Origin of the sequence: Achromobacter ruhlandii (assembly GCF_902859695.1) — a bacterium.
In the GTDB taxonomy this organism is placed as follows: Bacteria; Pseudomonadota; Gammaproteobacteria; order Burkholderiales; family Burkholderiaceae_B; genus Achromobacter; species Achromobacter ruhlandii.
On record NZ_CADIJL010000002.1, the window covers coordinates 149,130 to 170,311 of the forward strand.

Sequence of the window (21,182 nt, forward strand, 5' to 3'; positions counted from 1 at the left end):
GGAATGGCAGGCTGCCAGTGACACTTTCTCCGCCTGCGGGCAGGCTACATGAGCAAGACCTTCGCGCTTGAGACGCTGAAAATCCGTATGGGCGACGCCGACCTGGCGCCGCTCGACCTGCACTTGCGCATCCAGCGCGCCTTACGCGCGCTGGTGCTGGACGGCGACCTGGATCCCGGCGTGAAGCTGCCCGCCAGCCGCGCGCTGGCGCAGTTGCTGGGGGTGGCCCGCGACACGGTCGAGAACGCCTACGTGCAGTTGCAGCGCGACGGTTTCATCGCGCGGCGCAAGGGCTCGGGCAGCTATGTGTCCGAGACCATCGGCGCCGAACTGCGGGGTTCGGCGCGGCGCCGCGCCCCGCAGCGCGAACGCCGGGCGACGGCGCAGCCGTCCGCGCCCGCGGCGGGCCTGAGCCGGCGCGGGCGCGCGATCTTCGACAGCGGCGGCGTGGCCGACCAGCAGACGATCCAGGCGTTCGCCACCGGCCTGCCCGAGACCCGCACCTTTCCGACGGACGTGTGGGAGCGCTTGCAGCGGCAGGTGATGAAGGACCATCGCGGCCATGTGCTGCTGCACGGCGATCCCCAGGGCGCCGAGCCCTTGCGCCGCGCGATCGCGACTTATCTGAACCTGGAGCGCGGCGCCCGGATCCGCGCCGAGCAGATCGTGGTGCTCAGCAGCACGCGGCAGGCGCTGTTCCTGTGCGCGCAGTTGCTGGCGGATGCCGGCAAGCCGATCCTGCTGGAGAACCCGGGCTACTTCGGCGCCCGCAAGGCGTTCGAGTTCGCCGAGGCCAGGGTGGTGCCGATCGACGTCGATGCGCACGGGATCCGCACCGACCTGCTGCGGGCCGACCGCAGCGGCGCCAGTTGCGTCTACGTGACGCCGTCGCACCAGTATCCGACCGGGGCGACGCTGTCGCTGGCGCGGCGGCTCGAGCTGACCCGCTGGGCGGCCGAAAACGGCAAGTGGATCATCGAGGACGATTACGACAGCGAATTCCACTACGACGGCCTGCCGACCGCGTGCGTGCAAGGCCTGGACCGGCATGGCCGCACGATCTACCTGGGCACCTTCAGCAAGACGCTCTATCCTGGGCTGCGGATGGGCTACATGGCGCTGCCGGACGAGCTGGTCGGCGCCTTCAGCCGCGCGCGCAGCATCGTCGACGGCCATACGCCGCAGGTCCTGCAGCTGACGCTGGCGCGCTTCATGGCCGATGGCCATTACAACGCCCACGTGCGCGCCATGCGCAAGCTGTACGCCGGGCGGCGCGAGGCCATGCTGGAGGCGGTTGGCAAACACCTGGCGGGCGTGGCGCGCGCGCTGCGTCCCGAAGGCGGACTGCAGGTGCCGTGCCTGCTGGAACCGGGATGGTCCGAGGCCGACACCATCCGCCGCGCCGCGCAGGCGGGGCTGGTGCTGCCAGGTCTGGCGCGGTTGTATGCGGATACGCCCGCGCTGCAAGGTTGGCTGCTGGGCTATGCCTCGCTCAGCGCGCACGAGATCGACCTGGCCATGCGGCGCCTGGCGGTCGCGATAAGGAAGAAGGGGTAGGGGGCCTGGCGCCGCGGAAGGCGGTCGCTCGCGGACGGCCCGAGGCGCCGAATCAGCCCTTGCGCTTGAGGAAGGCGCCGACCCCGCAGGCCACGGCGATCGCCAGCAGGGCGCCGGCGATGGTCAGGAGGAAATCGGCTTCGCCATGGTAGCCGCCGCCGGTCACGCCGCCGGCAACGCTGCCCATCCAGATCACCGCGGTGACCAGCGTGCCGGTCAGGGCCAGCGCGGTGGCCAGGCACAGCGCGATGAACAGCGGCGTGCGCCGCGCGGGCGCGGGGCCCGTGGCGTAGCCGCCGCGGCCGCGGCGGGGTTGCATCACCATGAAGAACAGCGCCGCAACCACCGCGGCCAGCATCAGGATCTTGACGATCATGATGCCGCCCGCGTCTTAGTCTTCACGGCGCAGGTGCGGGAAGAGGATGACGTCGCGGATGCTGGGGCTGTCGGTCAGCAGCATGACCAGGCGGTCGATGCCGATGCCGCAGCCGCCCGTCGGGGGCATGCCGTATTCCAGCGCGCGGATGTAGTCGGCGTCGTAGTACATCGCTTCCTCGTCGCCGGCGTCCTTGGCCTCGACCTGCGAGCGGAAACGCTCGGCCTGGTCCTCGGGATCGTTCAGCTCGGAGAAGCCGTTGGCGATCTCGCGGCCGGTCATGAACAGCTCGAAGCGCTCGGTGATGCCCTCGCGGGTGTCGGAGGCGCGCGCCAGCGGCGACACTTCAACCGGGTAGTCGATGATGTACGTGGGGTTCCACAGCTTGGCTTCAGCCGTTTCCTCGAACAGCGCCAGCTGCAGCGCGCCCAGGCCGGCGCGCGACAGCACCGGGCCGTCGGCGTCGGCGCCCAGCTTCTTGAGCTCGGCGCGCACGAAGGCCGGGTCGTCCAGTTGCGCCTGGGTGTAGCCCGGGGCGTACTTGAGGATGGCTTCGCAGATGGTCAGGCGGTCGAACGGCTTGGACAGATCCAGCTCGCGTTCCTGGTAGGTCAGCACGGCGCTGCCGGTGGCCGAGATGGCGGCCTGGCGGATCAGTTCCTCGGTGAAGTCCATCAGCCAGCGGTAGTCCGCGAAGGCCGCGTAGAACTCCATCATCGTGAATTCCGGATTGTGGCGCGGGCTCACGCCTTCATTGCGGAAGTTGCGGTTGACCTCGAACACGCGCTCGAAGCCGCCGACGATGAGGCGCTTGAGGTAGAGCTCGGGCGCGATGCGCAGGAACATTTCCATGTCCAGCGCGTTGTGGTGCGTGACGAAGGGCTTGGCCGCCGCGCCGCCCGGGATCGGGTGCAGCATGGGCGTTTCGACTTCGAGGAAGCCGGCGTTCAGCATGAACTGGCGGATGCTGCCCACGGCCTTGCTGCGCGCCTCGAAGGTGCGGCGCGTGGCGTCGGTCATGATGAGGTCGACGTAGCGCTGGCGGTAGCGCAGCTCCTGGTCGGCCACGCCGTGGAACTTGTCCGGCAGCGGGCGCAGCGACTTGGACAGCAGGCGCGCCGTGGCGGCGTGCACCGACAGTTCGCCCTTGTTGGTCTTGAAGACCGACCCTTCGACCGCGATGATGTCGCCGATGTCCCATTGCTTGAACGCGGCGTAGCTGTCTTCGCCCAGCGTGCCGCGGTCCAGGTAGATCTGGATGCGGCCGGTGCTGTCCTGCAGCGTGGCGAAGCTGGCCTTGCCCATGACGCGCTTGAGCATCATGCGGCCGGCGACCTTGACGGTAACGGGCGCGGCGGCCAGGGCTTCCTGCGTCTGGTCGTCGTACTTGTCGTGCAGGGCGGCGGCGCGGGCGTCGGGGACGAAATCGTTGGGATACGCGACCCCGGTTTCGCGCAGTTTGGCCAGCTTGGCGCGCCGTTCGGCGATCAAGCGGTTTTCATCCTGGGCGGTTGCCGGAGCGGTCGTGTGGTCGGTCATGGTCGGGGGATCAGTCGTAATTGCGGATGTCGTCGATTTCGGTGGCGCCGAAATCGTCGCGATCCAGGTAGGCGAGGATGCGGGAGGCCACGTTGGCGGGCGAGGACAGCTTGCCGGTGGCGTGGAAGTCCTGGAACTTGGCCAGCGCCGGGAAGCTCTTGGGATCGCTGGAACGGATGGCGGCCTGCATGTCGGTGTCGACGATGCCGGGGGCCAGCGAGACGACGCGCGCGCCGTTCTCGCCCTGTTCCTGCTTGACCACGCGCGAGTACATGTCGAGCGCGGCCTTGGTGGCGCAGTACACGCCCCAGCCGGCGTTGGGGTTGCGGCCGGCGCCGGAGGAGATGTTGAGCACGCGGCGGTCGGCCTTGAGGTCTTCGACCGCGGCCAGGAAGCGTGCGGTCAGCAGCATCACGGCCGTGACGTTCAGATTGAAGGCGGCGGCGATAGCAGGGCCGTCGATCAGCGCGTCGGTGCCGGACACGGGGTGCACGGTGCCGGCGTTGTTGATCAGCAGGTAACGACGGGCGTCGCGCGGCAGCGTGTCGCAGATGCGGCGCGCGGCCGCTTCGGCCGCGGCCAGGTCCGAGAGGTCCACGGACACCTGTTCAAGCTGCGCGTCCTGCGAGCGGGCGTAGGCGGCCAGCTCGGGGTCTTCGCGGCGCGCCAGGGTGATCAGGCGGGTGCCCGGTTTGGCCAGGCCGCGCGCCATGGCGGCGCCGATGCCGCGCGAGGCGCCGGTGAGAATTGCGATGGTGTCGGACATGCGTGAACCCTCGGGGGACGGTGGACGGAAGTATCGCGGAACTTACACGCCTTGCTTGAGGCTGGCCTGGATGAAGGGATCCAGGTCGCCGTCCAGCACTTTCTGCGTGTTGGAGATTTCGACGTTGGTGCGCAGGTCCTTGATGCGGCTCTGGTCCAGCACGTACGAGCGGATCTGGTGGCCCCAACCCACGTCGGTCTTGGAGTCTTCCAGCTTCTGCTGCTCGGCCATGCGGTTGCGCATTTCCAGTTCGTACAGCTTGGACTTGAGCATCTGCATCGCTTCGGCGCGGTTGCGGTGCTGCGAGCGGTCGTTCTGGCACTGCACCACGATCCCGGTCGGGATGTGCGTCAGGCGCACGGCCGAGTCGGTCTTGTTGATGTGCTGGCCGCCCGCGCCCGAGGCGCGGTAGGTGTCGACGCGCAGGTCGGCCGGGTTCACTTCGACTTCGAAGGAATCGTCGACCTCGGGGTAGACGAACACGCTGGCGAACGAGGTGTGGCGGCCGCCCGACGAGTCGAAGGGGCTCTTGCGCACCAGGCGGTGCACGCCGGTTTCCGTGCGCAGGTAGCCGAAGGCGTACTCGCCCTCGAGCTTGATGGTGGCCGACTTGATGCCGGCCACTTCGCCCTCGGATTCTTCCAGCACTTCGGCCTTGAAGCCCTTGCGCTCCGCATACTTGAGGTACTGGCGCAGCAGCATCGAGGCCCAGTCCTGCGCTTCCGTGCCGCCCGCGCCCGCCTGGATGTCCAGGAAGCAGTTCAGGGGATCGGCCGGGTTCGAGAACATGCGGCGGAATTCCAGGCTTTCCAGCTTTTCCTGGAAGCCATTGGCGTCCTGCTCGATGGATTCGAGGGTGGCGTCGTCGTTGTCGGCGGCGGCCAGTTCGAACAGTTCGTTGGCGTCGGCCAGGCCCGTGCCGAGCGCGGCGAGGGTCTCGACCACGTCCTCGAGGGATTTCTTTTCACGGCCCAGGTCCTGGGCGTGCTTGGGGTCGTTCCAGACCTCCGGGTCTTCGAGCTCGGCGTTTACGACCTGCAGGCGTTCGGTTTTGGCATCGTAGTCAAAGATACCTCCGTAGAGCCTGTTCGCGCTCCGCGTAGTCGGCGAGGCGGGCTGCGAGCTGGTTCTGACGTTCGGCTTCCATGATGATTCCTGATGACTTTTGTGCGAAACCGGGCATTTTACCGTGTAAGACGCCGGCCCGTGGGGCCGGCCGGGCCACCGGGGGGACGGATGACGACAAAAACCGTGCCGGCAAGGGGCCGCCCGATTCCGCCGGTTCGTTCTAGGGGTTTGCGCGCAGAGCGCATATTTGTTCAGTTTTTTGTCAACTATGGGGTTCTAGGCTTGGTCTGCCGGCCCATATGTCCCCGTCGCGGGAACGCGGGACCGGCAAGGCGCCGGCAAACAGCCGGCCTTTCCCGTGAGAGGAGGAGACGTTGATGGAACACACTATGGCCCCCGGGGTCTCGCCGGCGATCCCGGCGGCTGAGGAGGACCGGATCTACCGCAAAGTGGGGTGGCGGCTGGTGCCGCTGTTGGTCGTCTGCTATGTCGTGGCCTACCTGGACCGCGTCAACGTGGGCTTCGCCAAGCTGCAGATGCTGCAGGAACTCCAGTTCAGCGAGACGGTGTACGGGTTGGGCGCGGGGATATTCTTCATCGGCTATTTCCTGTTCGAGATCCCCAGCAACATCATTCTCCACAAAGTCGGCGCGCGGGTCTGGATCGCGCGCATCATGATCACCTGGGGCATCATCTCGGCCTGCATGATGTTCGTGACCAGCGTGCACATGTTCTATTTCCTGCGCTTCCTGCTGGGCGCGGCCGAGGCGGGTTTCTTCCCGGGCATCATCCTCTATCTGACCTACTGGTATCCGGCCGCCCGGCGCGGGCGCATCACCACTTTCTTCATGACCGCGGTGCCCATGTCCGGGCTGATCGGCGGCCCGATCTCCGGCTGGATCATGAATACGTTCCACGGCGACCATGGCCTGTCGGGCTGGCAATGGCTGTTCCTGCTGGAAGGCATTCCTTCGGTGATCATCGGCGTGCTGGTGCTGGTCTACCTGGATGACCGCATCAACAAGGCCAAGTGGCTGACCGCGAGCGAGAAGGCGGTGCTGATCCGCAACATCGCGGCCGAGGAGCAGCACAAGGAAGACCCGCCGATCCGCGCCGCGCTGGCGCGCCCGCGCGTTTGGGCCATGGCGCTGATCTACTTCTCCTTCGTGATGGGCCTGTACGGGGTGGGGTTCTGGATGCCGACGCTGATCAAGAGCACCGGCGTGCAGAGCCCGCTGGCGATCGGGCTGTTGACGGCCGTGCCGAACCTGTTCGCGGTGATCGGCATGATCCTGATCGCACGCAACTCCGACCGCAACCGCGAGCGCCGCTGGCACGTGGCGATCCCGGCGCTGTTCGGGGCGCTGGGGCTGCTGTTCTCGGCGGTCTGGAGCGGCAACACGGTGCTGGCCATCCTGGCGCTGACGGTGGCCAACATCGGCATCTGCACGGTGCTGCCGCTGTTCTGGAGCCTGCCCACCGCGCTGCTGGGCGGCACCGCCGCCGCGGCCGGGATCGCGCTGATCAACTCGGTGGGCAACCTGGCGGGCTTCGTCAGCCCCTACCTGGTGGGCTGGCTCAAGGACATGACCGGCACCACCAACACCGGCCTGTACATGCTGTCGGCGTGCCTGGTGGTCGGCGCGCTGGTGGCGCTGGCGCAGCCGGCCAGGCTGGTCAACAAGTAGCGTAGCCGCGCGCGGGGCCCCGCTTGATGGGGCCGCGAGCGAAACGGGCGCATCCGCAAGGATGCGCCCGTTTTCTTTTACGGCGCCGAGCGTCATTTGGTCTGGCTTCGAGGCGACAGCGAAACTTTCCGCCCGTTTTGTGCCGAAAATGCTGAGGCGTATTGCGTTAATGAATCATTCTCATTAACGCATTTTCCTCCAGCAATTTTGCGGCTCGGCCGCGGTCATTCTGACCGCAGCGGCCGCGGAGTTCAAAACGATCATGACCCCTGCTTCCTCGCGCGCCGCTTTCCGCCCACCGACCCGGTCCACCCGCAGTCACACCGGCTCCAGGCGTTTCATTCCCCGCAAAACCACCACTGCCCTCTACGTCGCCCTGGCGCTCTCGGGACAGGCGGCGGGCGTGCATGCGGCGGAAGTGCCAGGGGAAACGCCCGCGAACCCTGCCGCCACGCAGAACATCCTGCTGACCAAGCACAACACGCCGTTCTTGGCGGCGCAGCCCCCCGGGCTGAATGGCAGCAACGGCAGTGCAAAGGGGCAGCCCTATGCGTCCGCGACCGATGGCGAAACGGCGTATGCATTCACCACGCAAGACGGTTCGCTGCGCGACAACAACGTGGTGCGGGTAAACAGCGCCCTGGTCGGTGGCGCGGCGGGGACCGCGGCCGTCAAGGTTGGCGAAAATGGCGCCCGCGGCGCGGATGCCATTCATGGCAGCAATCTTCGGATTGTCATCGGCGGTGGTTCAGTCAAGGGGGGCGCAGGCGCCCATGGCATGAATGGCCGCGGCGCTGTCGAAGGCGGAGATCCGCCGGTGAAGGGCGGCAATGGCGGCGATGGCGGTGCGGCCATCGTGGGCAGCGACCTGGACATTGTGTTTACCGATGCCACGCCCGCAGGATCAATCAGCGCTGGAACGCCCGGTTTTGGGCGGCAGGGCATTGGCACGGCAGGAGGCGAGGCCCAGGAAAGCGGGGTCCATGGCCGCTATGGAGAGGCTCTCCACTTCACCGGCGGCAACAACCTGCTCATGCTTGAGCGAGGATCCACCATCAACGGCAGCGTGGTGCTGGATGCGCCTGTCGGCTCATCCAGCAGTTCGCTGCATATCTTGAACAATGCGGCAGAGTGGATTGATTTGAATGGAACGTACCAAACAGGTTTCGCCGACATCAAGCAAGGGCCACAGCGCAGTAAGCTGGCGGCCACCTTGTTTCCCGCCGACGATTCGGCTGCCGTGATAAATCGCATGCGCATGCCGCAACTCGCCATTGGCGAGGGCGCTACGCTGATGGTGTCGGGAAAGGGCTTGACCCGGATCGGCGACCTGGTCTTCAAGGATGGCAGCACCTTCTCCGTCATTGCCCGCAGCACGCTCAAAGGCGACGGCACGAAATCCAGCAATCCGGAAAATTTGCGGCTCATCCTCAATAACAGCAAGGCCACCATCAGTAGAACCGGCACGACGTTCAACCTGGCCGGTATCACCGATGGCAGCGCGACCGATCAGTTGCTGTTTGTCACCCAGAATCAAGTCGAATCGGAAGTCTTCGTCGAGGGCGATTTCGCCAAGACCGCCGTCGGCGGCATTGTCGTCACCGACACCTCGCCGGTCGATTACCTGACGTTCGCATCCGGCATTGCAATGGGCGGGGAGCGGACCCAAGAGGAGGTCGATAAGCAGGATACATTCGGCGGGATGCTCCCGCCCCTGCCGGTGATACCGGCCCACCCCATCGGCTACCAGGCCACCTACAAGCTCAGCTGGCTCGAAGACCCCGCCAAGGCACACGGTACCTTCACGATTGCCGAAGGCGGCGACTTTACCCTGGGCGCGGCGCTGAGCGACATCAAGGACCTTCCGGCGTCCAACAAATGGGATGGCAAGAGCCTGACCAAAGCCGGCCCGGGCGTGTTGCAGTTGACGGCGGCGAACCTTTACACCGGCGCCACCACGATCCACGGGGGCGTGTTGAAGACCGGGATCGCGGACGCGTTTGCAAACAGCAGCGAGCTGACGATTGGCCCAAGTGCCACGTTGGACCTTGGCGGATTCTCCCAGGCCGGGAGCGAAGACAGGGTCATCACCAACAACGGCAGCATCCTGTTCAACAGCCTGAATGCCGGCAAGGCGGGCACAAATTCGGCGAGCCTGACCGGTAACCTGCTCAATGCCGGCACGCTCGATCTCGACAACGGCGACGATACCGTTGGCAAGACGTTGCGGATCATTGGCAATTGGACTGGCAGTGCCGACAGCCTGATCAAATTGGCCGCCGCCCTTGGCAACGGCGACGCCAGTGTCACCGACAAAGTCGAAATCACGGGCGCCGCCACCGGCTCCACCAAAGTCCAGGTGCGCAATATCAACGGCGCAGGGACGACCGGCACCACAAACGGCATCACCCTGATCACCGCTGGCGAAGATAGCGCAAGCGGCGCCTTCACCTTGACCGCCGGACCCCTCACCGCCAACGGCCTGGTCTATTCGCTCCTGAACAAAGCCGATTCGGCCAATCAGAAAGTCTGGTATCTGAGCAGCGCCAAGGATGAGGATGGCGGTGTGCCGCCGGCCGCCCCGCCTGTTCCCGGGTCGCAGGAAGTCCCGCCTGCAGCCCCGCAGCCGGACATTGACAATGTCACCCTTCCCACGATCGCGGCAGGCACCACGCTGCCGTTCGATTTCTCCAGGGAGCTGACCGCCGAAGAGAAGGCGAAGTACGCCGTCAATGCGGAGGGAGACATGATCTTCGGCGAGGGCGTGACCCTCGACATGACGATGCCCCGCATCACCGAGGCAGAGAAAAGCGGCGTCGGGATCGCAAGCGTCACCGGGGCCATCAAGGGCGATTTGCCCAACGTCATCCTCAACGGCGCGGCGCAACCCGATTATTTGACGGCCAACGTGTCCAGATCTCCGGACGGCAAGACCCTGCAAGCCGGCTACAAACTCAGTTGGAACGAAACGGCCGATAAGGCGCACGGCACCTTCACTGTTGGTGGCGGCAGCTTCGAGCTTGGCGCGGCGCTGGCCGACACGGGGGCGAACACCAACGGCGCCACGCCGTGGGACGGCAAGACGCTGACCAAGAACGGCCCGGGCACGCTGGTGCTGGCAGCCAGCAACCGCTACACCGGCGACACCATCATCAACCAGGGCGAACTCAAAGCGGGAGCCGAAAATGCTTTCGCCACCAGCGCCAATCTGACGATTGCCGCGGATGCCAAGCTCAACATGGGCGGCTTTGCCCAATCCGTGGGCGGCAACACTCACGGCGCCATCACCAATCGCGGCATCATCGCGTTCAATGACAGAGGCGAGGGCAGGAAAGGTGCCAGCCCGATGAGCCTGGCCGGCAACGTCAGCAATGCAGGCACGCTCGAACTCGACACCGGCGACGGCACCGTTGGCAAGACCTTCCAGGTCCAGGGCGATTGGGTCGGCGGCGCCGGCAGCTTGATTTCCCTGACCGCCATGCTGGCCGGCGACGACAGCATCACCGACAAAGTCGACATCACTGGCGCGGCCACCGGCACCACCCGAGTCAAGGTCCGCAATGTCGGCGGCGCGGGGGGCGAAACCACCGACGGTATCACCCTCATCACCACCGGCAGCAGCCTGGCCAATGCCTTCGTGCTGGACAGCCCGGTCACCGCGGGCGGCTTCGTCTACAAGCTCCGGCAAGGCAGGAAGGACGCAACGGGCAAGATCAACGAGGGCATTTGGGTGCTGAGCAGCTTGGCGGACACGTTCATTTCGACGATTCCGTCAACAAAGCCGCTCACCCTCACGACAGGGGAGGCGCTTGGCGCCGACAACCTGAAGGACTACATCAATGAAGATGGAAACCTGAATATCGCCGCTGGCGACCCCATCAAGCTGACCGACGCCCATCCGCCTGCAAGCAGCGAAGCGCTGGACACGCCCCAGGTGATCCTGACCCTGCCAGCCACGGGGCCGGCCGGCAACGACACCAACGGCATTTATCTCAACGGCACGCCCAGCGTCACTGTCTTCGATACGAGCGCGACCGAGATCGATTACCTGACGCCTCGTCTCCAGGTCGCGACGGGCGACGCCAAGAAGCTGGAACTCAGCTACAAGCTCCGTTGGAATGAGGACGACAAGAACAAATCGAGCGGCAACTTCACCATCGCCGAAAACGGCGCGTTCAAACTGGCGACGGCGCTGGCCGATGTGGCGGGGGTTGACGCGACCACCAACGATTTCAAGTGGGACGGCAAGACCCTGACCAAGAAGGGCGCGGGCACGCTGGAGCTGGCGGCCGCCAGCACCTACACCGGCGCCACCACCGTCGAGGCGGGCACGCTCAAGACCGCGGTCGCCAACGCAATTGCCAAGACCAGCAATGTGACCATCCGGCCGGGCGCCAGGCTCAATCTGGGGGCGACGAACCAGAACTTCGCCGGGATCGAGAACCAGGGGACCCTGGTATTCAACGACGTTCAAGCCAACGGGAAGCCGGTATCCACGCCGGTCACCCTCAAACTCGGCACCGATGGCGTGCGGGGCAAGTTCCTCAACAGCGGCACGCTCAACCTCAAGAACTGCGACACGTGCGCCCTCCAGACCTTTACCATCGATGGCGATTGGGAAGGCAGGGATGGCAGCGCGGTGACGCTGGGCGCGGTGCTGGGCGACGACAGCAGTCCCGCCGACCAGCTCATCATTCAAGGCGTGGCCAGCGGCAAGACCCTGGTGACTGTCGAAAATGAAGGCGGCGCGGGTGGTCAAACCGTGGACGGCATCACCCTTATCACCGTCGCCGGGGGCGCGAGCGGCACCGATACCTTCGTGCTTGCCAACGACGTCACCGCCGGGGGGTATGTCTATTCGCTCAACAGCAAGGAAAACAGCAAGAATAAAGCCAACGGCATCTGGTATCTGACCAGCGCCAAGCAAGCGTCACCGGGCTCTGACGACATCCGCGATCACAACGTCAGCCCCTTGTTCGGCGCCTATGCCAGCAACCTGCTGGCGGCGAACACGCTGTTCAACACCAGCTTGAGCGATCGCGAAAGCGGCGAATCCGTGGACCCGGTCACCGGCGCGCGCGGCCGGGTGTGGGCCCGGGTTGCTGGGGGAACCACGCACGGCATGATGTTCGACGGTGAAAACCGCTTCAGTGCCGACCGCAGCCTGCTGCAATTGGGGGGCTCGATCATCGCGGGCAGTATCAACGGCCGGGATGCATGGCGTTTCGGCATCATGGCGGGCCATGGCCAGCAACGCAGCAAGACCCGCAACGCCGCCACCGGCAACGCCCGTGGCCAGGTGGACGGCTATAGCGCCGGCGTGTATGGCACCTGGTACCAGGACGGCCAAAGCCATCGCGGCGCCTACGTCGATGGTTGGCTGCTTTACAACGACTTCAACAACAGCGCTCAAGGCAGCGGTCTCAAGGAGAAGTACAAGGCCGAGGGTGTGACCGCCTCGATCGAGGCCGGCTATGCCATCGACATGGCGTCGTTCGGCAATGGCGGCGGCCGCGAACACCGCTTGAGCGTGCGGCCCCAGGCGCAGATCATGTACGGCGGCGTCAAGGCCAGGACTTTCGTGCAGCAGGACGCCGGCCCGACCGTGGTCAAGGGTGAAGGCGATGGCAACATCCAGACGCGCCTCGGGGCTCGCCTGGCCATGGTCAGCAAATCGGCCGCCGCTGGCGCCAGCCTTGCCGGCCAGGTCGAAACCGCGCTCGAATTGAACTGGTTGCACAACACCAACAAGTATGGGGTCGCGATGGGGGCCAATCGCAACTGGATTCTGGGCGCGGAAAACGTCGGCGAAGCCAGGATCGGCGTTTCGGGCAACCTGAGCGACAACCTCGCGCTGTCAGCCAACGTCACCCATCAACAGGGCGACCACGGCTACCGCGACACCCAGGGCGGCCTGAGCCTGAAGTACCGGTTCTGAGCCGGGAAGGATGCGCCCAGCCTGGGCGCATCCTCATGGCTGCGAGGGGATACAGCCATTCCGCGCGGCGGGCGCCGGGCGGGGCAACCTCACCCGGCGTGTTCGATCACCAACTGCACCGACACCATCCCGTTCCACACGTTCTGCTCCAGCCGGTAGGCCGCCTGGATGCGTTCGGGCAAGGACTGGTCGTGGCCGAACCAGATGGCGTCGAAGCGCTGCTGGCCGCGTTCGAGCGACAGTTTCAGGTGCTTTTCGCCGACCAGGCGCTGGTTGCGCACCACGAATTCGTCCAGGAACAAAGGCGCGGCAAAACCCGCGCCCCAGACCTGCTGCTGCAGCAGGCCGGCGACTTCGGCGTTGGCGTACCCGGATTCGAGCGAGCCGTCGGTCTCGATGACCGGCTCGAAGCTGTCGCGTCCGGTCAGTTCGCGCACGGCGGCATCGAAGGCGGGGGCGAAGGCCGGGAAATCCTGGCGGCCCAGCGTCAGGCCGGCCGCCATGGCGTGGCCGCCGAACTTGCGGATCAGGTTGGGGTGGCGCTTGGACACCAGGTCGAGCACGTCGCGCAGGTGCACGTCGGGGATCGAACGGCCCGAGCCGCGGATCTCGTCGTCGCCGGCCGGCGCGAAGGCCAGGGTGGGGCGCCAGAATTTCTCTTTCAGGCGCGAGGCCACCAGGCCGACCACGCCCTGGTGCCAGCCCGGGTCGAACACGCAGACCGTGGCGCCGGGCGCGGCGTCGGGCGCTTCCATGGCGGCCAGCGCCTGCTCGCGCATCTCGGCCTCGATGGTGCGGCGCTCGCGGTTGATGTTGTCCAGCTCGCGCGCCATCTCCAGCGCCTGGGCCTCGTCGTCGGTGGTCAGGCAGGCGATGCCCAGGCTCATGTCGGCCAGGCGGCCGGCGGCGTTGATGCGCGGGCCCAGCGCAAAGCCCAGGTCGAAGCCGTTGGCGGCTCGCGGCTCGCGGCCCGCCACGGCGAACAGGGCGCGCAGGCCGGGCTGCAGGCGGCCGCTGCGCATGCGCTGCAGCCCCTGCGTCACCAGCAGGCGGTTGTTGGCGTCGAGCTTGACCACGTCGGCCACGGTGCCCAGCGCCACCAGGTCGGACAGCGCGTCCAGACGCGGCCCGCCATCGGGGGCGTAGACGCCGCGGCGGCGCAGCTCGGCGCGCAGCGCCAGCATCATGTAGAAGATGACGCCGACGCCGGCCAGGTTCTTGGACGGGAAGCCGCAGCCCGGTTGGTTCGGGTTGACGATGGCCAGGGCGTCCGGCAGCGTGTCGCCGGGCAGGTGGTGGTCGGTGATCACCACGCCGATGCCGGCGGCGTTGGCCGCGGCCACGCCGTCGACGCTGGCGATGCCGTTGTCCACGGTGATGATGATGTCGGGCTTGCCGGCGCGATGGCGGCAGGCCAGCTCGACCACGGCGGGCGACAGGCCGTAGCCGGTCTCGAAGCGGTTCGGCACCAGGAAGTCGACGTCGGCGCCCATGGCCGACAGGGCGCGCAGGCCGACGGCGCAGGCGGTGGCGCCGTCGCAGTCGTAGTCGGCCACGATCAGCAGTTTCTTGCCGGCCTGGATGGCGTCGGCCAGCACGCCGGCGGCGTGCGCCGAATGGGTCAGGCCGGCCGGTGGCAGCAGGGCGGGCCAGGCCAGCTTGGTCTGGTCGGGATGGGTGACGCCGCGCGCGGCCCACAGGCGCGCCAGCAGCGGGTGGATGCCCGAGGCTTCCAGGGCGTGGCAGGCGGCGAGGTCGGCGTGGCGGACGGTTAAGCGGGGTGAGACCACCAGGCGCTCCAGTTTTTCTTGGGCGCGGGCAGCAAGCCGAGCAGGCCCCCGCGCGGTTTCAGGGTGAGGGTGGCGCTGCGATCGTCGCCCAGCAGCAGCAGTTCGGCAGGCTGGTCCGGCAGCCCCTTGGGGCCGGCCAGCGCTTGCAGGCGCTGCTCTAGCGCGGCCAGGGCGTCGAGCCAGGCGGCCCAGTCGCCGGCGCGTTGCGGGGTATCCAGTTCAGTCATGACCTGTTCCGGGCCGGCCGGGCGCATGGCCCACGGCGTGCCGCCGCCATACAGCCACAGGGCGTTGACGGGCGGCAGGCCGCGCGCGGCGCGCGATTCGTTGGCGGGATGCTCGTGCCAGGACATCTGGATCTCGTTGAGCAGCCGACGCCAGGGCCGCGTTTCGGTATCCTGGCGCCACCAGTCGTTTAGGCGTTGGCCCGCCACCGCCAGCGGGCTGGCGGTCTGGGGCCGCAGGCCGTCCGGCAGGCGCAGGCGCCAGCGGGCGGCCGTCAACGGTTCGACGGCGAAGCCGGTGTCTACGAACAGCGGACGGGCGGTTTCCAGTAGGGCGGCGGTCTCGGTGTCGCGCAGGTCCATCTGGGCCGGGTCGAGGAGGGTGGCCTGGTCGGTGCCCAGGGCCAGGTGGACCAGTTCGGCCAGCCAGACGGGGCCGTCGCCGGCCTGGCCGCCGGCCAGCAGCGGGCCCAGTCCGGCGCCCGGCAGCAGGCCGGGTTCCGTGGCGTAGCCGGCCCGGCGCAGTTGCCAGGCTTCGAACGCGGTACAGCCCTGGGTACGGATGTCGTGGGCCTGGACCCGGGCGCTGCCGGCCTGCAGCCAGCGGTGCAGCGTGGGCGCGCGCTCGGGCAGCAGCTTGGCCAGTTCTGCGGCGACGGGAAGGGCGGGCAAGGCGCCCGGGATGACGATCAGCATGGCCGGGATTGTAGTCGCTGGCTGGACTCGGACCCAGGCCGGGAACTAAGCCCGGCCCCGGCTGCCATAGCTTGTCACGGCTTGTCTTCCATTCCCGCATTCCGGGGACGGTTTTGCGGCCGGTTAATGCCATAATGCGCTCGTGCTGAAAATACCCTACGAACTCTGGATCGGCGCCCGCTATGCCGGGCTGGCCCGCATCCGCCAGCGACGCGGCCGCCGCGATCGCTTCATCTCTTTCATCGCCGCCAGTTCCATGGCAGGCATCGCGCTGGGCGTCGCCGCCCTGATCGTGGTGCTGTCGGTCATGAACGGCTTCCAGAAAGAGGTCCGTGACCGCATGCTGTCGGTGCTGCCGCACATCGAGCTCTACATCCCGGGCGCCGCGCCCGAGCGGGTGCTGGAGCAGTGGCAGCAGTTTGCCGACGCCGCCAAGCGCAACCCCGAGGTCAAGGCCGGCGCGCCGTTCGTGGCGGCGCAGGGCATGCTGGTGCGCGGCCAGGCCCTGCGCGGGGTGCAGGTGCGGGGCATCGACCCGGCCACCGAAGGCAACGTCTCGGACCTGCCGCGGCAGATGGTGGCGGGCAAGCTGACCGACCTGAAACCGGGCGGTTTCGGCGTGGTGCTGGGCAACGAGCTGGCCGACGGCATGGGCGTGAAGGTGGGCGACACCTTGCTGATGCTGGCGCCGCAGGGCTCCATCAGTCCGGCCGGCTTCGCGCCGCGCATGCGCCAGTTCACCGTGGTCGGCGTGTTCTCGTCGGGCCACTACGAATACGATTCCTCGCTGGCCTTCGTCGACAACGACGATGCCGCCAAGGTCTTCCGCGAGAGCGGCACCGCCGGCGTGCGCCTGCGCATCGCCGACATGCAGAAGGCGCCCGAGGTGGCGGCCGAGCTGCGCAACGTGCTGCCGCCTTACATCATGGCGAGCGACTGGTCGCGCAACAACCGCACCTGGTTCGCCGCGGTGCAGACCGAAAAGCGCATGATGTTCCTGATCCTGGCGCTGATCGTCGCGGTGGCCGCGTTCAACCTGCTGTCGTCGCTGGTGATGGCGGTCAAGGACAAGCAATCGGACATCGCCATCCTGCGCACGCTGGGCGCGGGGCCGGGCGAAGTGGCGCGCATCTTCCTGGTGCAGGGCGCGCTGATCGGCGTCATCGGCACCCTGCTGGGCGTGGCCGGCGGCATCCTGATCGCCTACAACGTCGACGTGATCGTGCCGTTCATCGAGCGTCTGCTGGGCGTGCATTTCCTGCCGCGCGAGATCTATTTCATCAGCGCCTTGCCGTCCGACCCGCAGGTGGGCGACATCGTGACCATCGGCGTGACGTCCCTGGTGCTGTCGCTGCTGGCGACCTTGTATCCCAGCTGGCGCGCTTCGCGCCTGCAACCCGCACAGGTGCTGCGCCATGATTGATTCCCTGTCTCCGGCGCTGCAGGCCGACAACCTCGTCAAGGTCTACGACGAAGGGCCGGCCCGCATCGAGGTGCTGAGCAATGTCAGCCTGAGCGTGGCGCGCGGCGAGATGGTCGCCATCGTCGGCGCGTCCGGTTCCGGCAAGAGCACGCTGCTGCACATCCTGGGTCTGCTGGACGTGCCCACCAGCGGTTCGGTGTCGGTCGACGGCCAGTTGGCCGTGGGGCTGTCCGAGGCCAGGAAGAGCCAGGTGCGCAATCGCAGCCTGGGCTTCGTTTATCAGTTCCACCACCTGCTGCCGGAATTCTCGGCGCTGGACAACGTCGCCATGCCGCTGATCGTGCGCCGCGAGAACCGCGACAAGGCCCGCGAAGCGGCGCGCGAGGTGCTGGGCCTGGTCGGCCTGGCGGCGCGCGAAGGCCATTATCCGGGCCAGCTGTCGGGCGGCGAACGCCAGCGCGTGGCGCTGGCGCGCGCGCTGGTGACGCGGCCGGTGTGCGTGCTGGCCGACGAACCCACCGGCAACCTGGACCGCCACACCGCGCATAACATGTTCGAACTGTTGACCCGTGTCAACCGCGAGTCGGGCACGGCATTTGCGATCGTGACCCACGATCCCGAGCTGGCGGCGCGCGCCGACCGCCAGCTGCTGATGGAAAACGGCCGGCTGGTCTCGGGCTGACGCCCGCGGCCGGTCCGTGGGCCGGGCGGCGCGATGATTGTGCAGGAAACCCGGGCAAGGAGGCCGCGCCCATGCTGATCGACACCCATTGCCACCTGGACGCCGCCGAGTTCGATACCGATCGTAGCGAGGTCATCGGACACGCGCTTGAAGCCGGCGTCCAGGCCATCGTCATCCCCGCCGTTGAACGGGCCAATTTTGCCGTCGTGCGGGAGCTTGCCGGGCAGGTGGCCGGCGGCGCCTACGCGCTGGGCATCCATCCTCTTTATGTGCAGCGCGCCGACGATGCCGATCTGGATGCCCTGCGCGACGCCATCCGGCAGTCGCTGGGCGATCCCCGTTTCGTCGCCATCGGCGAGATCGGGCTGGATTTCTTCGTGCCGGAAATCGCCTCGGGCGAACCGCGCGCGCGGCAGGAACGTTTCTACGCCGCCCAACTGGCCATGGCGGCGGAATTCAAGCTGCCGGTGCTGCTGCATGTGCGCAAGTCGCAGGACATCCTGCTGAAGTACCTGCGGCGCCACGAGCGTATCGGCGGCATCGCGCATGCCTTCAATGGCAGCGCCCAGCAGGCCCAGGCCTTTGTCGAGCAAGGCTTCGCGCTGGGGCTGGGCGGGGCCATGACCTACGAGCGGGCATTGCAGATCCGCCGCCACGCCACCGACGTCGACCTGCGCCACCTGGTGCTGGAGACCGACGCGCCGGATATCCCCCCGGCCTGGCTGCATCCGCCGCAGCGGCGCAACCGGCCTGGCGAGCTGGCCCGCATCGCCCAGGTGCTGGCCGGACTGCGCGGTATCACGCCGGCGCAGGTGGCGCAGGCGACCACGGCCAATGCGCTGCGGGTGTTGCCGCGGCTGTCGGCCGCGATCCTGGCCGACGACTGATGCCGGGCGACCGCTCACCGACGCCCTATGCCGGGCGACTGCTCATTGACCACTGATCATTGGCGCCTGATCCCCGACGCCTGATCCCTGGCGACTGCTCAACGGCGACTGCTCGCCGACGTCTGATCCGGGGCGGCAGATCACCGGCGACCGATCACCTGCGACCGATCACCTGCGACCGATCACCGACGACCGATCACCGACGACGGGTCCCCGACGATCGATTCCCGACGACGGATTCCCGACGACTGGCGAAGCGCCGCGCGGGTCAGGCGGCCATGCGCGGCAGTTCGATGCGCACGCTCAGCCCGCGCGGCGCGACGTTGCGCGCCGAAATGCGACCCTTGTGGGCCGCCACGGCGGCCCGCGCGATGCTCAGGCCCAGCCCGGCGCCGCCGTGGGGCGTGCCGGCGGCCGGGGCGCCCTGGTAGAACGGCTCGAACAGGTAGGCCAGTTCCTTTTCCGGCACGCCGGGCCCGTTGTCCTCGATTTCCAGGCAGGCTTCGCCGGCGTCGGCCAGCAGGCGCACCTGGATCGCGCCGCCCGCCGGCGCGAAACGCAGGGCGTTGCGCAGGATGTTTTCGATGGCGCTGGCCAGGCTGTCGCGGTCGGCCGCGATGCGCAGCGGCGGCGGACGGTGCCAACCGATGGCGATCTGGCGTTCGCCGGCCTCGAAGCGCGCATCCTGCACCACGTCGTCGACCACGTCCGCCAGGTCCAGCGTTTCGGTGGGCAGGGGCAGGGCGCCCATGCGCGCCAGCCGCAGGGTGCTGCCCACCAGGGTGTCCAGGCGCTCGCATTCGCGTTCCATACGGTCCAGCTGCAGGTCCTGGCGCTCGTCCTTGCGGCGCGCCAGTTCCACGCCCAGGCGCAGCCGCGCCAGCGGCGAGCGCAGTTCGTGGGCGATGTTGCGCAGCAGTTGCTCGCGCGTATCGACCAGCGCTTGCAGGCGGCCGGCCATGGCGTCGAAGTCGCGCGCCAGCAGGCCCAGTTCGTCCTGGCGCCGCGACAGCGCGCCGGGGGTGCGGGTGTCGAGCCGGCCGGCGGCCAGGGCGCGCGCGGCGCCGCGCATTTGGTCCAGCGGCGCGGCCACGTGGCGCGTCAGCGCCCAGCAGAAGGGGGCGGTGATGGCCAGCGCGAACAGCAGCAGGCCCAGCGCCACCGGCGTCAGTCCCAGCACTTCCCAGTGCGAGGAGTCGAACGGCAGGAACAGCATCAGCAATTCACGGTTATCCGGCAATGTCAGCAATTGCGGATCCCACCATGACACGCGCACCGCGGCCGGATCGGCGGGGACGTCGATGGAGGCGGCGATCAGGCCCGGATCGGGCGCGGCGCGGAAGGCCGCGAGCCAGTCGTCCAGGCGGGTCGGCAACCGGCGGCCGAGGATGTCGCGGTCGTGCGTGTCGACGATATAAATCTTGAGCGCCGAATAGCGCGCGTCCATGGCCTCGACCCAGCGCCGCAGGCCGTCAGCGCCTTCGCCGCGGGCGATCTGGGCCGCGTCGCGAGTGAGGTTGCCGGGGTTCAGGCCGTCGAGCGAATCGACGCGGTACCAGGCCACCGCGGCGGTCAGCATCATGCCGCAGACCGTGATGACGGCCATCGCGCCCCAGAAGGTCAGGAAGGCGCGCCAGAACAGGGAGCGGACGGGCAGCCAGCGCATCAGGCCGCGCCGGCCAGGACGTAGCCCAGTCCGCGCAGGTTGCGGATGGCGGGCGCGTCGGCGGCCTGGTCCAGCTGCAGTTTCTTGCGCAGGCTGCTGATGTGGGTGTCGATGCTGCGGTCGTAGCGTTCGGCGGCGCGGCCCAGCGCGTACAGGCTGATCTGTTCGCGTGGCACCACCTGGCCGGGGGCGCGCATCAGGATTTCGAGGATGCGCTGTTCGGCGCCGGTCAGCAGCACTTCCTGCTCGCCCAGGCGGGCGCGGCCGCTGGCGGCGTCCAGCGATAGCGCGCCGACGTTCAGCTCGGGCGGGGAGGGGGCGGGCTTTTCCTCGAAGCGGCGCAGCACGGCGCCGATGCGGGCCTTGAGTTCGCGCGGACCGAAGGGCTTGGCCAGGTAGTCGTCCGCGCCCAGTTCGAGTCCCAGCACCCTGTCGGTTTCGCCGCCGTGGGCGGTGAACATGATGACGGGGCGGCGCGAGTGGCGGCGCAGATGGCGCAGCAGATCGAGGCCGCTGCCGTCCGGCAGCATCAGGTCGAGCAGCACCAGGTCGAAGCAATCTTGCATTGCAAGTGGCAGACCTTGGGCGTTGTTGTGCGCCAGGGTCAGTTCGATGTGGCCGGGCTCTAGGTACTCGCGCAGCATCAATGCCAGGTCGACGTCGTCGTCGATCAACAGGATGCGGCGCGTGGCCATGGGAGTAGGTATGGGCATGCGCTTGGGTGCTGTTGCCACGGCAGCATAGCGGGTCGCCGGCGGCAGAAGTGTCAAGAAGTGCGAAGAAAGTAAAAGTTGCGGAAAGCGTGTTGCAGCTCACGGTTTGCCTCAATTCTAATATGAGAATAGTTTTCATTAAAAATTGAAGCGGACAGGGCGGCGCGCG

General features: G+C 67.5%; 14 protein-coding genes. 6 read left to right on the forward strand and 8 right to left on the reverse strand.

What is annotated here, in order from left to right; all coding sequences use genetic code 11:
• The first annotated feature begins 48 nt into the window (after positions 1-48).
• On the forward strand, positions 49-1,557 hold the full coding sequence (gene pdxR / locus HV742_RS03010; RefSeq protein WP_175144425.1) for a MocR-like pyridoxine biosynthesis transcription factor PdxR: 1,509 nt from the start codon (positions 49-51) through the stop codon (positions 1,555-1,557).
• Positions 1,558-1,609: 52 nt separating this feature from the next.
• On the opposite strand, the gene HV742_RS03015 is transcribed toward pdxR, so the two are convergent.
• The 4 genes from HV742_RS03015 to prfB all read right to left on the reverse strand — a co-directional run bounded on the left by HV742_RS03015 (position 1,610) and on the right by prfB (position 5,385).
• A complete protein-coding gene (locus HV742_RS03015) occupies positions 1,610-1,933 on the reverse strand; it encodes a hypothetical protein (RefSeq protein WP_049073202.1) in 324 nt (107 codons plus the stop codon).
• 15 nt (positions 1,934-1,948) lie between these two features.
• On the reverse strand, positions 1,949-3,472 hold the full coding sequence (lysS, locus tag HV742_RS03020) for a lysine--tRNA ligase (RefSeq protein ID WP_049073203.1): 1,524 nt from the start codon (positions 3,470-3,472) through the stop codon (positions 1,949-1,951).
• Between the two features lie 10 nt (positions 3,473-3,482).
• Entirely contained in the window at positions 3,483-4,238 is a 756-nt protein-coding gene (locus HV742_RS03025; protein WP_175144426.1) for an SDR family oxidoreductase, read from the reverse strand.
• A 42-nt stretch (positions 4,239-4,280) separates the two neighbouring features.
• A protein-coding gene (prfB, locus tag HV742_RS03030; RefSeq protein ID WP_175144427.1) for a peptide chain release factor 2 occupies positions 4,281-5,385 on the reverse strand; the annotation gives its coding sequence in 2 pieces (ribosomal slippage) (positions 4,281-5,303 and positions 5,305-5,385; 1,104 coding nt in all).
• A gap of 298 nt (positions 5,386-5,683) precedes the next feature.
• Here prfB and HV742_RS03035 point away from each other — a divergent pair.
• Together HV742_RS03035 and HV742_RS03040 are read left to right on the forward strand one after the other, a co-directional pair.
• Positions 5,684-6,994: an MFS transporter gene (locus HV742_RS03035; protein ID WP_175144428.1), complete on the forward strand. Its 1,311-nt coding sequence runs from the start codon at positions 5,684-5,686 to the stop codon at positions 6,992-6,994.
• Positions 6,995-7,256: 262 nt separating this feature from the next.
• Entirely contained in the window at positions 7,257-12,932 is a 5,676-nt protein-coding gene (locus tag HV742_RS03040) for an autotransporter outer membrane beta-barrel domain-containing protein (protein WP_175144429.1), read from the forward strand.
• An 89-nt stretch (positions 12,933-13,021) separates the two neighbouring features.
• On the opposite strand, the gene recJ is transcribed toward HV742_RS03040, so the two are convergent.
• Positions 13,022-14,722 carry a single-stranded-DNA-specific exonuclease RecJ gene (gene recJ / locus HV742_RS03045; protein ID WP_175144430.1) on the reverse strand — a complete coding sequence of 567 codons (1,701 nt, stop codon included), beginning with the start codon at positions 14,720-14,722 and terminating at the stop codon, positions 13,022-13,024.
• A complete protein-coding gene (locus tag HV742_RS03050; RefSeq protein WP_175144431.1) occupies positions 14,704-15,642 on the reverse strand; it encodes a hypothetical protein in 939 nt (312 codons plus the stop codon). The genes recJ and HV742_RS03050 overlap by 19 nt, the downstream gene beginning before the upstream one ends.
• Positions 15,643-15,832: 190 nt before the next feature.
• Between HV742_RS03050 and HV742_RS03055 the strand changes: the two genes are divergently transcribed.
• From HV742_RS03055 to HV742_RS03065, 3 genes are all read left to right on the forward strand, one after another.
• A complete protein-coding gene (locus HV742_RS03055; protein WP_254600958.1) occupies positions 15,833-17,065 on the forward strand; it encodes a lipoprotein-releasing ABC transporter permease subunit in 1,233 nt (410 codons plus the stop codon).
• Positions 17,058-17,747, forward strand: coding sequence for an ABC transporter ATP-binding protein (locus HV742_RS03060; protein WP_049073211.1), 690 nt, complete (start codon positions 17,058-17,060; stop codon positions 17,745-17,747). The genes HV742_RS03055 and HV742_RS03060 overlap by 8 nt, the downstream gene beginning before the upstream one ends.
• 71 nt (positions 17,748-17,818) lie before the next feature.
• Positions 17,819-18,634 carry a TatD family hydrolase gene (locus HV742_RS03065; RefSeq protein ID WP_049073212.1) on the forward strand — a complete coding sequence of 272 codons (816 nt, stop codon included), beginning with the start codon at positions 17,819-17,821 and terminating at the stop codon, positions 18,632-18,634.
• Between the two features lie 268 nt (positions 18,635-18,902).
• Here the strand turns inward: HV742_RS03065 and HV742_RS03070 are convergent, their stop codons facing one another.
• Both HV742_RS03070 and HV742_RS03075 read right to left on the reverse strand, forming a co-directional pair.
• The gene (locus HV742_RS03070; protein ID WP_175144433.1) at positions 18,903-20,300 is read right to left on the reverse strand and encodes a sensor histidine kinase; all 1,398 of its coding nucleotides are present in this window, start codon (positions 20,298-20,300) and stop codon (positions 18,903-18,905) included.
• On the reverse strand, positions 20,300-20,995 hold the full coding sequence (locus HV742_RS03075) for a response regulator transcription factor (RefSeq protein ID WP_175144568.1): 696 nt from the start codon (positions 20,993-20,995) through the stop codon (positions 20,300-20,302). The genes HV742_RS03070 and HV742_RS03075 overlap by 1 nt, the downstream gene beginning before the upstream one ends.
• Between the last annotated feature and the right edge of the window lie 187 nt (positions 20,996-21,182).